Raw genomic sequence first — 15425 nt, forward strand, 5'->3', positions numbered from 1 at the left:
TTGGAGATTACCCTTTAAACCCAATATCCCAAGTGGTCATAAAAAGCAAAAGGCCCAAGCCTGTCCGACTGGAGACGCCCGGCCGGGCGAGACGCATTGAACCAGTTTTGCTTTTTTATTGCCGCCTATTTGCTGAATCGAATAACGTTCCTTTTGAGTTTTATACCCCAGGTTTTCCGCTTGATCCAAAATCCCTCAATTGTTGGCGACAATAAAAAAGCACTTACGATTTTCATTTGTAAGTGCTTGATTATCAGTTGTGGGCCCACCTGGGCTTCCGCCGGTGGGCGGATAGACTTCTCGCCCAGAGTAATGTACAAAACAAGAAAAGCACCTCTCGATGAAGAAGTGCTTTCGTTTCTAAATTTAGTGGGCCCACCTGGGCTCGAACCAGGGACCACCTGATTATGAGTCAGGTATTTTATGATTTCATCTGGATATAAATTCCTTCTAATTTCTATTAAAACCAATATTTTACTTTCTTCTTTCCAAATGAAATCATAAATTGTTGGCGAAATGTTGGCGAAAAAATATGGCAATCACATTAAGGTATAGTATTGATACACGAACCAAACTCAAGAGCGGAAAGTACCAGCTTCGACTAAGGATAATTTATAACAGGTCCGACTCCTTTATTCCCACAGGGTTTCACTTAACTAAAGAAGAGTGGGATCAAAAAAAGGAGATTGTGCGAAGCACCTCCACAACGCTGACTAACACGACAAGATTCAATAATAAGCTGGCCAAGGACAAAGCAGAGCTAATGGATAAGATTGTTGGGCTTGAGACAGCCGGAAAGCTTCACGGGCTGAGGGCTGTTGATATCAAGGAGCTTGTTTATGCAAAGCCTAGTGAGACATACACTGTTTTATCCTTTATTGACATGGAGATGCAAAGTCTGATTGAGGAGGGGAGAGTGGGAACAGCGAGAACTTTGCGAGACCTGAAGAACAAACTCATCAAATTTCACGGAAGCAAGAGTGCGTTGCATTTTGCAGACATCAACTATGCATTTTTGAGAAATCTTGAGAAGACCCACTTGGCAGCAGGTTCCAACAGGGGCTCATTGGGAGTTTACATGAGAACACTCAGAGCAATTTTCAATAAGGCGATAAAGCATGGTATTGTGAAAGAGGAACTTTATCCTTTTAAGCAATATACTATCCGGAAATCAGAGCCATTTCGCAGAGCACTCCAGGAAGAGGATTTGAAAACGATCATTGGCGCTAATCTTAAAAAAGGGAGTGCCCTTTCGAAAGCTCGGGACTTCTATTTGGCTAGTATCTATTTAAGAGGTGTGAACTGGATGGACATGGCCCTAATGAAAATTAGCGATATAGAAGGAGATTTTGAGCGCATTAATTATAAAAGGCACAAAACAGGCAAGCCATTTAGTGTTAAGGTTATTCCGCAAGTCAGGCAGATTCTTCAAAACCTGAATGGCGACCTTAATTACAAATCAAATCAGTACCTATTTCCCATCCTTAAGCCGGAGGATGAAGGCAACCGGATACCTCTAAAGATTGAGAACAGAAGAAGAAAGCTAAATAAGACCTTAAAGGAATTAGCAGGCCAACTTGAGATAAAAACTTTCACTATTTACTCCGCCCGCCATACTTGGGCAACGCTCAGCAAAAGAAAAGGCATACCTACTGCAGGTATTCAAGAAGGCCTCGGTCATGCGACAGAGCAGCAGACTCAGACCTATCTTGATTCCTTTGGTAGCGAAGTGCTAGACAGGTATAATGATATGGTTTTTGGAAATCTATAGCCACACCGCAAGAATTTGAGCTTGTTTGCATTTTTTGACTACCATCCGTTACAAAAGGCAATCGAAACCGATGCCTGTGGGTTGCTGGAGGTTGTTTGTGCGTATTTGAGGGCGGGGTTAGTAATACTAGTATCTCAGCTACCCACAGCAAATAAATTTAGTCCAACGTATCCGTCCAGTAAACCCATTAGCTATGCTGACTGGGTGGGTTTGTACATTTCCCAGATATTAGGCAGGAGCTGGTAGAGGTTCTTTTGCTTTTGCGACTGAATTCTTTCGAGCACATCGGTGAGCCATAGCAATTCGTTGATCGCATTCCTCTTGCAGGTGGTCATAAAGGAATACATGGCAGCGGTCATATCGGCAGCATCATGTGATTCAGCGAATAGATAATTCTTTCTGCCTACCGCCACTGCTCTGATGGCAATTTCCACAAGATTGTTTCAATCTCTATTTGCCCATGTTGTGCATAGGCAGATAAGCCTTTCCATCTGGACAAACTGTAGGCGATGGCTTGGCCTAACGGGCTGCTGGGCAAAATGGTTTGCTCATGCCCTTTCGTCCGCTCTTCAATTTTGTTGAGCACTGGGACAGCCTCTTGCTGCCTCCGCTCTGTGCGTTGCCCCAAGGGAGGCTTTCATCACGCATGCTCTGTTCTAGTTTATAGAGTTGGCTCATAAGCTCAGCGCATGACTGGGCGTCCCCCAACAACTTACGTCGGCCATGAGCCATGCGATACTCTAACATAACCTGAGCATGATTGCTGTACAAGCTTTCATACCCCCAAAAACCATCAGTTTGAATAACGGCTGAATATCCGGCCAGCACCACTTTGGGGCCGCTTCTGTCACGGCCTTTCTGGTAATCAAACAACACCAATTTTTCGGCAGGAGCAATATAGACCCACATGGACCCTTTGTGGATGCCGTTTTTGTCCTGCTTACCCTTGCACCTTAATAGATGCCTCATCTACCTGTAGATATTTCTGGTTGATCGCCAGTAGCTTGATTCGCTCCTAGATCGGAGCCAAATGCTTCCACCCTTTCATCATCCAGTCGGAAGCTGTAGAAGCTGGGATATTGACCCCCAGTCTGAGGTATTTGTCTATCTGGCGGTGAAGGGGTAAGCCGTATACGTATTTATCAAGGATCATCTGAGCAATAACCCGGTCTGAAGAGATGCCTTTCTCAACCACCCGGTCTGGAATCTGGCCTAATGCAATGCCTTGGCCGTTTGGACTGGCATATTTAGGGCGTACATAACGCTTTACATAAAACTCTGCAGGGACAAGGTCAAGCACCTCGGGGACCTCTTCACCTATTTTAACACAGCCACTTACAACTTCTGATGGCTCAATGACGATGGTTTCCATACGCAGGTTTTCAGGCAATGGCATACGGCCTGTTCCCTTGGCTCGCTTCTTTGGGGCTTTCTTTTAAGCAACAACTACTGCCTGTCCGGAATGCCCCTCTTGTTGCTCCTGTGTGGTGCCCAGGTCAAAGAGGTTCATTTGAGAAAGGTCAGCATCCTGCACTGGAAGCTTTTCGCTCTTCTTGCCAAAAAGGTATCGGGGGAATTTATCCAACTCAAAACGAAGCTGGGTGATCTGCTTGTCTTTAGAAGAGACAATTTGGAGGTGTTCTTCCTCTTTTTTTGGAGATGATCAACAGCGATTCTTCGTAGAGTTTTTTGTAGTCTCCGACCGGGCCTGTCGCTGTGTTTTCCATGCATCTAAAACGGCATTTCAGCTATTTATAGGCACTTTTTAATACTAAAACTTAGTCTGTTTTTACGCTGTTTTTAAGGCGCTGTAACGCTTGCGTAGGCGCACTGTTTTCAGCGTTACCCCCTCCATGAGCAGGGTCAGCTAATGGCTTGTAATGGCTGGCTTATCGCCCGTCGGCCACCGCAGCGGCAGACCGTTCAAAAGTGCCCCGCTCCAGTCTTTTGATGTAAAGAGCAAATCCGTCCCTGTCCCATTGTAGCCAACGAACTTGATTACCACGCTTGCCCAGAAAACAAAAACATCTCAGCGAATCACGGCCTAGCTCACTGCCAACCAGGCCAGCACGAGAGTAGATCCCGAAGCGCATGTCACTGGGGGATCGGTACAAAAAGTAACAACAGCTATGGGATATAGCCAGCATACTACCTGCCTGTCAGTCTGGTAGACTCTGTCAGGCTTTTTAGTAGCCCGATATAGGAACTGCCCAGATTCTGAAAAGAACTGTATAATTCCAGACGAACTCCGGAAGGATACTGAATGGCGGCCATTAACTCCCCCTTATTGTTGTAAGATGGTGGAGGCAGGGGATGAAAACCTGAAGCTGAGCCTGTCTGCAAGGTGAGCCTTTTCAAACTTCCTGATCCAGTAATAAAAAGTTGCCAGAGGGATACCCGGAATTGCTGCGAACTCTGCCTTGCTTTTTCCAGACTCCTGCTACTGATCATAGAGGCCAAGCATCTGCTCGTCGTCATGCCTTTTCATGGCACAAGATTAGCCAGACTAGCCTAATTTTGAAATATGCGATTCATCGGACGGATACCTTGAGGCTCGATTGTTAATGTCAGAAAAATGGATAAGGTCAGGAAATGATCGATACAGGTAATCGAAACAAACTAGCTAACGCATATATCAAGATATGTGCTTCAACTTTGGTTGATGTTTATTGCCCAACAAAACGCCAAAACTGCTTTTAAAAATGATCAAGATCATGCCCGGCATTTGACCCTCGTCACAAACGAGGGCTTACATTCTTAGTAATTTTGAGCTTAGTAGATGGCGATGACATGTTATTTTCATGCAAGGAGTAGAAAACAACCGGACGAGTGAAAGAGCAAACGAAATGAATTCATGAAAGTATGCTCCAATGTGTAAACATAAGCATCCATGGCCTATTTGTTATCAATAATGCTAGTGATTTTAAATGTAATATCAAATACAAAGCACATGAAAGCCTTAAAAATTGCTTTAGCTATTGTGGCGGCATCAACTATCGTTTCCTGCCATATGAACAATGAACTAGACCACCCTGTTCTATCGGGCCAAGTGGCAGGTACCTACAATGGGACGCTGAGATCAAGCTTGTTACAGACCGAAATGTCGGCAACGACTGAAATTACTTCAATTAATGATTATACGATTGAGGTTCACTGTTACAGTGCTGATGTTGATACCACATTTTCCCTTGAACTATACCCCGACGGAGATATTATGAGATCATGCTTCACGGACAGCGATTTCCGCAATCGGTATGGTCACAACATATCGGCCAATCATCACATGATGGGAAGACTGGGCAACTGGACCTCCTGGCAACAGCATATGACAGCAGAGCATGACGTCGGCGATGAGCACTTCGGCAATTTCGATATAAAATCCAGGACATTCAACTACACGTTTGATTTTCTGAGTGCTGATGGGGGCTACTCGCAGTATTTCACTGGCCAAAGATAACCGGGAGCCGTTCACGGCAAACGTTTAAACGGTAAGCAGAGCTTGTAATTTTAGACTGCTCCTTGAAGGGACGAAAATCAACTCAAAGCAATTGCTTTGTGATGCACATTTCTATCAGTCACTGTAACAATCAATGCGCTGCTTACCTTCAAATACTTATTTTTGCTCTCTATCATCCTACATTTTGGTGGAATGGGTCAGGGTAGGCAGCAACAGATTGCAACAACCCCTGCAAGCAACTGAGGTAATAATACCCCGACAACGATCGTAATCTCTGACCTGCCTAGATATGATATAAATCATTTTCTCAGCCAAAACACGTCATACTATGCCGCAAAATGACTCGCTACATTTGAAATGCAATGGGTTGGAGGAAATCGCAGCAAGTCATTCATACTAAAGGCAGCCTAATTAGCAACGAACCCCTCTCATTACAATCAATTTGGATTTTACCGATCTGATAAATTCTTTAAATTTTTGCATTATCCATGATCATTAGAAAATTACGTAAAGCACAAATGCAACTGGCTCTTAGCCTGGTTGTCGCTCTTTCGGGAGTATTTGTCTGCAATTCTCTCTGTGATCTCGGCATTCTGGATATAAGAATGCACTCAGGCAAATCCACCGATGTAGCCCATAACCATGAAGGAACAGGTGGTCATGGTCATACGGATATTAATAGTAATCACCATGCCGATCACAGCTCAGATGACGCAAATCATAACGATAAACACGCCTATCAAAGCGATCTGCAACAACAGCAGGACAAAGATGAATGCTGTGATGAGGAGACAAGCCTGCTGCTGGCCAGCCTCGTCAAATATGACGTACAGAAATTTGAAACCGAGAAAGTCCCCGTATTACTTTATGTGGCCGTCTGCGACGTCAGGTTTACAATTTTTTCTGTCAATAAGAACATAAGTCTTTTTCAACTAAACAGTTCGCTTTCCCCGCCCATAAGAGGGGCTTTTAGGCGCATTCTGTATCAGTCCTTCCTCTGCTAGATAAGCAATATTGATTATTCGGAATTCCTCCGGAGTAGGAGATTCTATGTCTCATTTTTTAGTTAAATCAATATTGTCATGCAAACTATCACAATACAAATAAAAAACATGGTGTGCCCCAGGTGCATCCATGCGGTTAAGCAGATCCTTCTTGAGATGGGCATACCATTCACTGAAGTGAATCTAGGTTATGCGACCCTCAAAACTAATGAGCTCCCTGACCTTGACCGGATCAATGAAAAGCTGGAGAAGCTTGAGCTGGGCTTGATCAGGAACCAGAATGCACTCACCGTCAAAGGGATCACTGAGGCTGCCCGTAGCTATATGGAGAATATCAACTTGCTGGGCCGAAAAGAAAAGCTCTCCGACTACATTTCAAAAGAACTCGGAAAGAATTATCACCAGCTTAGCAAGCTATACAGCCAATATTGCGGCATCACCATTGAGCAGTACTTTATTGATCTGCGAACCAATAAAGTTAAGGAACTTATCAAGCAGGGTGAGCTCAACTTTAGTCAGATCGCCATCACCGTGGGGTGCAGCAGTATCTACTACCTGTCCGGGCAATTCAAAAAATGCACCGGTTTGTCCCTTACGGAGTACAGAACGAAATGGGAAGAAGAGGTCAGAAAATCCTTTACTAAGGCAATATCTGAAAAACCAGTGCCCGATGAATGCGGATGCAGGGAATGCCATTGTGGTGAGGCTCAAGCTGAACTCCCAAAGGAAATAGGTTTGGCACCACTTGACTTGCGTACCAAGGGGAGCTATGGATTGGGGAGGATGCATGAAGGCCATCGGGAGTATAATGCTTTTGTAAACCTATAGCTAAAATGAAGACTTTAAATGCAGGATTGAAGACATTTCAATCCATACAGGGCTATTTTATAGCTGATCGCAGGACGCTCCACTTTATCCAATTAAATCGATGTTTGTGGGACCGAGCAAGTGTCATCTCAAAAATTGGTACACTTCATTTAACCAACCATATTCCTGACACCAGATTGAATGAGGTCCAGGAGAGGTTTCTTAGAGATGATGTACGGACCGGGATTGAGAAACAAACAATTGAGCTATTTGACATTTTGTGTGAGGACTTGTCATTCATTCGTGAAATAAAGTACGTCGTCTCGTATCTCCTATGTGCTCACGATCCCTTGATCTTCCCAATTTGGGATTCCAGAAGAAACCAGATTTTTCAATGGGAGGCACGACGAGAAGTCACCTCTTACAATGAATTGAAGGAAAAAATTGATCAATGCAGATCAACAAATGGGTGTGAAGCACTAGACTACTTCGAGTTCAACAAACTATTGTGGCTATGTGAATGATGACTATGAAACTGTATCATAAAAATCATCAAATAATGCTCACTAGATGTTTAGCTACGGGTCTGTTTGCCCTGGTTTTATCGGGTTGTTTTGCTCAGAAATATTATACAACCGAAAAGGGAAACGTCCATGCATATTTTAAATATCATGACACATTCGAAGGGGCGGCTAGCAATGAAGCAGAGGTTATTTTCAATCGAGATTCTAAAACGATTTGGGTGACTATCCGTTGTTCAGCCCTCAGTACTGGAAACAGGAGAATAGATCGGCATCTTTTTAGGAAAAACGGGCATGAGTTTGTCGTAAAAACTGTGATCCCACTTACAGGAATTCTTTACGATAAGGAAGAGGTATTACAGCTTTCGTTGAACGGACGGATATTCAATAAGGTGAAAGGAGAATCACTGAGCCTCTCTGGAAAGTTTGACTTCAGCCAAGCCGAGTCCAGTGAGACATTCGATTTTCACCTGTATTTCGGCATCGATAGCAAATGGATGGGAGATCGGTTTTTGCAGCATTCCGATTATCCCGTGATCAATATTCAAGTGGCAGCAAAATTGGCACCGGTCACTGAAATGAAGTAATTGAGCTTGCTGAAGATAAGCTTTTGTAGGGTTGAAATTCGTTAAACTTTAGTCAAAACTTCATGAGACATGGGCAGCTTCTGCCCGTTAATCAAGCAAAGGAAATACATTATACTGAGGAAGAATTAGCCTGGTTTTCGCTAATTCTTCTTGAGATATGTAAAAGATAAATCAAGTAAGTATGATCTATAAAAATAGCCTCATTTTAGTTGGTATCGTTGCGGTGGTCGTTTCCTGCAATGTTTATAAAGAAGTCCAAGTCTTCCAAAATAAGGAAGTTGATTTTGGACAATATAAGTCATTCGCATGGCTACCTGAAACGGACCAACCAGGTGATACTGCGACTGCAGACGATTTTATTAGAAAAAGAACCCGAAATTATTTTCGGCACTGCATTAGCCAACGTGCTCTTAGACCCGACACAGTTAATCCCCAGCTTTTGCTGAGTATCGAATGGCTCAGTCATTCCAGAGAAATTAATTTACCTCCAATTTATGATCTGCCGGAGTTCTTCGATGTTGGATATTACTATGGTCCGGCTCCTGATTACACTGGCCGAAAGCTCACCAGTAAAGCCGGTCATTCGAATTTATATTTAAAACCCGAAAGTTTTCAATATATACATGGTGGCGTCAAATTCACGGTCATCGATAGGCAAACCAACCAGGTGATATGGGAAGGGGTTGCTCAAGGGGATTTGTACGGCGAAAAGGTAATATATGAGGATTTACATCCAGCCATTCACAAGATGATGAGGAAGTTTCCATTAGAAGTCCTGGAAAATGATAACAATTGACAAAAGGAAAAAAGACAAGGTGACCAACTACGAGGTTTCGATAGGAGATCCGAACCCATTGGGAGCGACAGTGGAAATGTCAGGTGTAAATTTTAGTATTTACTCCAAAAATGCGGTAAGGATTGATCTGTGCCTCTTTGAAAACGAGGACGATGGAGAGCCCTTTCAAACAGTCTCTCTTAAGTCCTCCGCAAATCATAGTTTCCATTTTTGGCACGTATTTATCAGCGATTTGCCTGTGGGTACTCTTTACGGTTACAAAGTTCATGGGCCTTTTGAACCCGCTAGTGGGCTCAGGTTTGACCCGTCCAAGTTGCTGCTAGATCCTTACGCCAGGGCAGTTGTTACACCAAAAACATATCGCAGATCATCATTTATTGAATTTGGGCAAATGGAACCAGGATATGGCCGGAGCATGAAATGCGTTGTAGTTGACCCGAAAGCGTTTGACTGGAATGGTGACCAACATGTGCACCACCCCTATTCACGGTCAGTTATCTATGAATTGCATGTGAGGGGATTTACTCGTAATCCAAATTCTAAAATAGAAAAGTCGAAACAAGGCACTTACACGGGCATCGTGAAAAAAATACCCTATCTGAAAAAACTGGGTATCACTACGGTTGAACTATTGCCCGTCGTCCAGTTTGATAGCCAGGATACCGTCAACGAGTCCCTCGCCAACTACTGGGGCTATTCCCCGATTGCTTTTTTCGCACCACACAATGGGTACTGCTTTTGTGACCACCCTAATGTGATAGCGGATGAATTTCGAAATATGGTAAAGGCTTTCCATAGGGCAAATATTGAAGTGATTTTGGATGTTGTATTTAATCATACCGCTGAAGGAAATGAGTTTGGACCAAAACTCTCCTTCAAAGGCCTTCAAAATGACACCTACTATATCTTAAATCGCGAATCGGGATGTTTTATGGATTTTACTGGGTGCGGCAATACCCTAAATACGAATCATTCTGTAGTGCGCCGATTGATTATGGACACTTTGAGAAGGTGGGTGGTCGAAATGCACGTCGACGGATTCCGCTTTGATCTGGCCTCGATCATGTCTCGAGACGAACATGGAAATCCAATGAAAAATCCTCCGATTCTGTGGGAAATAGAATCCGATCCTGTGCTGGCTAGCACGAAGATCATAGCTGAAGCATGGGATGCAGGAGGACTCTACCAGGTAGGATCATTCGTCGGCGACAAATGGGCCGAATGGAACGGACGATTCAGGGACGACATCAGGCGCTTTCTGAGAGGAGACAATGGAGCTGTCAGTGATTTTGCAAATCGCATCGCTGGCAGTCCTGACCTTTACAACAAACCCTTTCGGGATCCAAACCGGAGCATCAACATGGTCACGTGTCATGACGGATTTACGCTCAATGACCTGGTGAGTTATAATCATAAGCACAATGAGCCCAACGGGGAAAACAACCGGGACGGGTGTAACGAGAATTATTCCTGGAATCATGGGGTGGAGGGGCCAACTTGTGATCCTGAAATTGAAGCCTTGCGTCTGAGACAGATCAAAAACTTTATGGTGTTACTCTTGTTTTCTCAGGGCACACCCATGATCTCAATGGGAGACGAGGTAAGACGTACGCAAGGCGGAAACAATAATACCTATTGCCAGGACAATGAATTGAGTTGGTTTGACTGGAACCTGGTGGAGAAAAACAAGGATTTGCTCACTTTTGTACAGCATTTGATTCGGTTCAACCAGTCCCAAAAGATATTCAGAATGGAAAGATTCTGGGGGGAAAAGCCTGAAAGAGGGAGTGAATGCATCACCTGGCATGGCGTGAAACTCTTTGGGCCGGACTGGAGCGACCATTCCCATTCCTTAGCCTATCAACTCAAAGAAGAGTTTGGAGACTATCAATACCATTTCATGGTCAATGCCTGGCACCAACATTTGACTTTCGAATTACCCCAAACCGATCATCAGTGGTACAGGATCGTAGATACATTTCATGATGATTCATTTAGCCCGTTTGGGAGGAGCCCGGTGGTCGAAAATACCTGTAAAGTCATGCAAGGCTCATTGACCATTCTGATGTCAAAACTTTATTGAAGGGCTCCTCGAATGAATAGAAAAACACTGCATTATGTTTTAAGAATTTCTGCTTTTACCAGCCAATAAATACCTTAAATAATAGCCAAAATATGGTAAACGAAGTAATGATCCGTATTCTTAAATTTCAAAAAAAAAGAATTAACTGAGACAAAATAATGAGAGAATGTATCAATTAGAAATCTACCTTTCACGTCGGGTGGTGAGAGTCTTTACAATAAATTTTTAAACCAAATTTTACAGATATGAAAACGTTCAAACTTACAATTGCTATGCTGTTAATTAGTGCAGTCTGGTCATATGCACAAACAATTCCGATGACCATGTTCGAAAAAATTGAAAATAACCAGGTTCCTGCAGCAGTACTTAAAACATTTGAGACAGAGTTTGGCCAAGTCAAGAACGATATCCAAAAAGGGGCATGGTATGCCCACTTTGAGCATACCGTGGATAAGCCGGCCGATCAGGGGACTGCTGGAACATCACGGGCGATTCCATTACACTATAGCTATATCGGCAAAATGGATGGAAGGAAAGTTGAAATTAAATTTACACCTGAAGGAAAGCTAGCCACTACCAAAGGTTTAGAAGAGAAAACATCTAATTGATAAATTTGTTGGTCTGTTTCTTGTCGGTGCTGGAAGACAGACTTTCTGGCACTTTTTTTTTGGCAACAATGGGTTGCTATGAGACCGAAACTGAATCACACAAATTAAAAGATTGGCAATTCACTTCTTATCATGATTTCTTGAATCATAGTCAAAATAAGGTAAACTGACATGAGCTTTTTATGGATAAGTTTATCACATGGTTGATTCATAAAAAATCATTATTAAGTAGCATTTTTAAAAGGAAGGGTATGAAAGGAATATTAACAATTTTCATTGTCGGACTATTTGCATTTTTGCAAACTCCATGGAAAGCACCTGTAGAGGCAGATACACTTAAAAACCCGATGCTTGGGCAGGAAGAGGCAATAAAAGAAGGAAAGAAACTTTTTGCAACATATTGTGCCATATGTCATGGCGACAAAGGCAAAGGTGATGGAGTAGCGGGAGCAGCACTTAATCCAAAACCTACCAATTTGACAACAACGACCTTTCATGCTCAAAGTGATGGAGCTATTTTCTGGAAAATCACAGAGGGAAGAGCGCCAATGGCATCTTACAAAGCCACACTTTCTGAAGAGAAAAGGTGGCAATTGGTCAGTTACTTGCGAACACTGAAACAATAAATTTTTGGACTTATGAAATACAAATACTTATTAAGCTCCTTGTTGATCATACTGGTGTTAGTTGAATCAAACGCACAGAATCAATCTGGGATACTCGACCCCAAACCAGGCAACAGCCGATTTTTACTGCGTGGCTATTCTGATGCAACGTTTATGTCCAATGATGAAGAAACTACCTTTGGGAATGCACGGTTTGTACCCCTGTTTCTCTACAAACAATCTGACAAACTGTTCTTCGAAGGAGAATTAGAATTTGAAGTTGAGGACGGTGAGGTTAAAGTTGCTCTGGAATACGCAAATGTTAACTATAGCCTTGCTCCTAATTTAAACCTAAGAGCAGGTGAAATTCTAATTCCATTTGGAATATTTTTCGATAGACTGCATCCATCTTGGATTAATCGTTTACCTACCGTTCCACTTGGGTATGGTCATGATGGTACACTGCCCACTTCTGACTTGGGAGCAGAAATCAGAGGTGCATCATACCTTGGGGGTGTGAAGTTTAACTACTCAGTATATGTTACCAATGGTCCGAGAATTGAGGATGGGGAGGATGAAGCAGAAGAAGTAGGGATGATAGTGCACGAAGGGAATGAGGATAATAACAATAACAAGGCAATAGGAGGGCGTTTAGGAATATTCCCTCTTAGGGATCAATCACTTGAAATTGGTTTTTCTGCTCAGTCAGCTAAGCTCGGCAATCGTGGATCAGAACTGGAAGAACTAGGTGCCCTTCTCTATGCCTTTGACTGGACGTACGTTAGAAAAGTATCCTTTCTAGGTGGAGTTATCGATCTTAAAGGACAAGTCAACTTCATCAATATTGACGATCACACATACACTATTGAAGAAGGTAGCGTGATGGAGTCCTATACCTTCGAAAACAAGTCAAACTCAACCTTCTTTCAGCTTGGCTATCGTCCCACTTTTGGACCAAGCCAATTCATTAAGAATCTGGAGCTTGTTGGGCGCTATTCCACGTTAAATACGCCTGAAGAAGCACCTTGGGCGTCAGAGAATACACAATTGGCATTAGGACTAAACTATTGGATTGATTGGAGGACGGCCGTCAAGTTTGCTTACCAAATGGACAGTATGACCGGAGGACACGCTGAAGATGGTGAGGAACCTGAAGCACTGGATGTGAACACTTTTTATATTCAATGGACAATTGGCTTTTAAACCCAAAGAAGATGAAGGATATAAATAAAATACTACTCTTAATGTCCGTTGTGGCTTTTACAGCAATAGTTTTTACACAATGTGCCTCGCAGCAAAATGTTATAAGTGCTGGTAGTGCCACGAAAGGGGTACCAGAGTACGTTTTACAGAAAAGTGGTGCTCAGCTATGGGCAGAGTCCTGTATCAGGTGTCACAATACTGCCTCTCCAGCCACCTTTAGTGATGTGCAATGGGACGTGGCGGTTAAACATATGGAGATACGGGCACAGCTAACCAGGGTGGAGGCAGAAAAGGTTGTGGAGTTCTTAAAGTCAGCCAACTAATGGGACTGTTATCGGGATATTCGGTTTCTTCAGTTAAGATTATACTCTTAAGCCTTTTCTTTCTTACAGTAACGAAGACCTTCTCGCAAAATGGAGAACTACTTTTTACTCAAAACTGTACCGCCTGTCATACCATTGGCGGTGGGCCGTTGGTTGGTCCTGATCTCAAAGGAGTCTCAGAAAAATATGAGGAAAGCTGGCTTTTGAAGTTTATTCAGTCCTCTCAGACGATGGTAAAGGCTGGTGACGAACAGGCTGTAGCCACCTTTCAGCAGTACAACATGGTACCTATGGTGATTTTCCTTTTAAAGTTGATGAAGTTAAAGCAATACTGGACTATATAGAATCAAAGAGCACTGTGACAGCAACAGTTGAACCTGAACAACCGGAACCCACTGCAAAAGAAAATAATGCCTCGGTGTTACACCCTGATAAAAAATCATTGGACTACTATCATCCTTACAAGAGATTGATGTTTTGGTCATTTACGCTGGCAATAGTGACTGCTTTAGTTTTAATATATTTCACAACACGGTCATAGATGGGAAGTAGCTCTTTGGTTAAAACTACACTATTCCTAGCATCTGTTATTGCTATGATTTTCTCAAATATTAATTTGGCAAAAGCTCAAAATCAATATCACACTACAAATGGTCGCGTGATATTGACAGTTCCGGTAGGTGATTCAGTAATCAACCTTCATTCGCAGAAACTTTTAGTGGAACTTGATTATAAGGAGGCGAACTTCAAAATGAAGCTACCCATCATTTCGCTGCATTCAGGAGCAGATTCACTAGATACTATCATTTCATCCTTGGAAGATCAAGAGGTTACACTTGTGGGTAAGCTATACATCGAAAACAGTAATGATAGCCAGGATAAAATAGATACATCTAAGCACCCTCCCATGACTTTTGAGTTCAGTGCAAAGATGAGCTACAAGCAAACTAATCTGCCCGTAACGGGAACAGGTTCCCTGGAACATATCGAAGGGGGATCACACTTGAAATGCATTCTGGGTCTGACATTTGGATTTAAAGCCGATTTTCTTCAAAGTAAGCCATTGGAAAACGAAAATATCAAAGTTCATATACACCAGCTGGTGTTAGATCAAACATTATAAACTATCAGGTTTCATGAGAATATTATCACAGTAAATTGATCAAAGACGCAGAGTTTGAAGAAGTGATCGACCGAGTGGTTAAAGAACTAAAAAAAGAAGGGTTTGGAATTCTTACAGAAGTAGATGTACAGGAGACCATGAAAAATAAACTCAATATTGAATTCAGCCACTATAAAATATTAGGTGCCTGCAACCCTGAGTATGCTTACAAGGCATTAAAGGCCGAAGATAAAATTGGGACCATGCTTCCTTGCAACGTCATCGTTCAGGATCTCATGGAGGGGTATATTGAAGTTTCTGTAGTTGATCCCATTAGTTCCATGCAGGCCATCTGCAACGAAAATCTTGAAATAGTGTCTTTGCACATTCGCCAGAAATTACTTGATGTTTTACACTAAGCTATTGATGTTTTGAAAGCAAAATATCATACATCAAAGACAAGATTTCAAAAATGGGAAGCGTGACAATGTGCTAATTTTGGATAGTGCAAATCAGTAATGGTTTGATACGGTCAGATTACAATATTTCAAAATTTAA

At 42.6% G+C, this 15425-nt stretch carries 19 protein-coding genes and 1 pseudogene; 14 read left to right on the forward strand and 6 right to left on the reverse strand.

Annotation, left to right across the window (positions count from 1 at the left end; all coding sequences use genetic code 11):
- The first annotated feature begins 532 nt into the window (after nt 1-532).
- Nucleotides 533-1771 (forward strand): site-specific integrase, encoded by a 1239-nt coding sequence (locus tag AAC052_RS22290; RefSeq protein WP_339790175.1) that lies wholly within the window; start codon nt 533-535, stop codon nt 1769-1771.
- Between the two features lie 191 nt (nt 1772-1962).
- Here the strand turns inward: AAC052_RS22290 and AAC052_RS22295 are convergent, their stop codons facing one another.
- The 6 genes and pseudogenes from AAC052_RS22295 to tnpB form a co-directional block, all read right to left on the reverse strand.
- Entirely contained in the window at nt 1963-2130 is a 168-nt protein-coding gene (locus AAC052_RS22295; protein WP_339815572.1) for a transposase domain-containing protein, read from the reverse strand.
- A gap of 60 nt (nt 2131-2190) precedes the next feature.
- A pseudogene (locus AAC052_RS22300) lies at nt 2191-2357 on the reverse strand (transposase); the annotation flags it as partial.
- Complete coding sequence (locus AAC052_RS22305) at nt 2291-2740, reverse strand: transposase (RefSeq protein ID WP_339790172.1); 450 nt, start codon at nt 2738-2740, stop codon at nt 2291-2293. The pseudogene AAC052_RS22300 and the gene AAC052_RS22305, both read right to left, overlap by 67 nt.
- A 46-nt stretch (nt 2741-2786) precedes the next feature.
- Entirely contained in the window at nt 2787-3143 is a 357-nt protein-coding gene (locus AAC052_RS22310) for a transposase (protein WP_339790169.1), read from the reverse strand.
- A 63-nt stretch (nt 3144-3206) separates the two neighbouring features.
- Nucleotides 3207-3356, reverse strand: a complete 150-nt coding sequence (locus AAC052_RS22315) for a hypothetical protein (protein WP_339790166.1) — start codon at nt 3354-3356, stop codon at nt 3207-3209.
- A 304-nt stretch (nt 3357-3660) separates the two neighbouring features.
- The gene (gene tnpB / locus AAC052_RS22320; protein ID WP_339790163.1) at nt 3661-3918 is read right to left on the reverse strand and encodes an IS66 family insertion sequence element accessory protein TnpB; all 258 of its coding nucleotides are present in this window, start codon (nt 3916-3918) and stop codon (nt 3661-3663) included.
- 803 nt (nt 3919-4721) lie between these two features.
- Here tnpB and AAC052_RS22325 point away from each other — a divergent pair.
- The 13 genes from AAC052_RS22325 to AAC052_RS22385 all read left to right on the forward strand — a co-directional run bounded on the left by AAC052_RS22325 (nt 4722) and on the right by AAC052_RS22385 (nt 15286).
- Nucleotides 4722-5228: a hypothetical protein gene (locus AAC052_RS22325; protein WP_339790161.1), complete on the forward strand. Its 507-nt coding sequence runs from the start codon at nt 4722-4724 to the stop codon at nt 5226-5228.
- A gap of 488 nt (nt 5229-5716) precedes the next feature.
- Nucleotides 5717-6232, forward strand: coding sequence for a hypothetical protein (locus AAC052_RS22330; RefSeq protein WP_339790158.1), 516 nt, complete (start codon nt 5717-5719; stop codon nt 6230-6232).
- A gap of 78 nt (nt 6233-6310) precedes the next feature.
- On the forward strand, nt 6311-7060 hold the full coding sequence (locus tag AAC052_RS22335; protein ID WP_339790155.1) for a helix-turn-helix domain-containing protein: 750 nt from the start codon (nt 6311-6313) through the stop codon (nt 7058-7060).
- A gap of 814 nt (nt 7061-7874) precedes the next feature.
- Entirely contained in the window at nt 7875-8147 is a 273-nt protein-coding gene (locus tag AAC052_RS22340; protein ID WP_339815562.1) for a hypothetical protein, read from the forward strand.
- 181 nt (nt 8148-8328) lie between these two features.
- On the forward strand, nt 8329-8943 hold the full coding sequence (locus AAC052_RS22345; RefSeq protein WP_339790150.1) for a DUF4136 domain-containing protein: 615 nt from the start codon (nt 8329-8331) through the stop codon (nt 8941-8943).
- On the forward strand, nt 8930-11026 hold the full coding sequence (gene glgX / locus AAC052_RS22350) for a glycogen debranching protein GlgX (protein WP_339790147.1): 2097 nt from the start codon (nt 8930-8932) through the stop codon (nt 11024-11026). Before AAC052_RS22345 ends, glgX begins: the two co-directional genes overlap by 14 nt.
- Before the next feature lie 245 nt (nt 11027-11271).
- Nucleotides 11272-11634: a hypothetical protein gene (locus AAC052_RS22355; RefSeq protein ID WP_339790144.1), complete on the forward strand. Its 363-nt coding sequence runs from the start codon at nt 11272-11274 to the stop codon at nt 11632-11634.
- A 182-nt stretch (nt 11635-11816) separates the two neighbouring features.
- Nucleotides 11817-12260, forward strand: coding sequence for a cytochrome c (locus AAC052_RS22360; RefSeq protein WP_339790140.1), 444 nt, complete (start codon nt 11817-11819; stop codon nt 12258-12260).
- A gap of 12 nt (nt 12261-12272) precedes the next feature.
- Entirely contained in the window at nt 12273-13442 is a 1170-nt protein-coding gene (locus AAC052_RS22365; protein WP_339790137.1) for a hypothetical protein, read from the forward strand.
- Nucleotides 13443-13453: 11 nt separating this feature from the next.
- Nucleotides 13454-13765, forward strand: coding sequence for a hypothetical protein (locus tag AAC052_RS22370; protein WP_339790134.1), 312 nt, complete (start codon nt 13454-13456; stop codon nt 13763-13765).
- Entirely contained in the window at nt 13765-14109 is a 345-nt protein-coding gene (locus AAC052_RS22375) for a cytochrome c (RefSeq protein ID WP_339790132.1), read from the forward strand. Before AAC052_RS22370 ends, AAC052_RS22375 begins: the two co-directional genes overlap by 1 nt.
- 197 nt (nt 14110-14306) lie before the next feature.
- Complete coding sequence (locus AAC052_RS22380; RefSeq protein WP_339790129.1) at nt 14307-14888, forward strand: hypothetical protein; 582 nt, start codon at nt 14307-14309, stop codon at nt 14886-14888.
- Between the two features lie 35 nt (nt 14889-14923).
- Nucleotides 14924-15286, forward strand: a complete 363-nt coding sequence (locus tag AAC052_RS22385; protein WP_339790126.1) for a DUF302 domain-containing protein — start codon at nt 14924-14926, stop codon at nt 15284-15286.
- Nucleotides 15287-15425: the final 139 nt, after the last annotated feature.

Source organism: uncultured Imperialibacter sp. (assembly GCF_963974565.1).
Classification (GTDB): Bacteria; Bacteroidota; Bacteroidia; order Cytophagales; family Cyclobacteriaceae; genus Imperialibacter; species Imperialibacter roseus.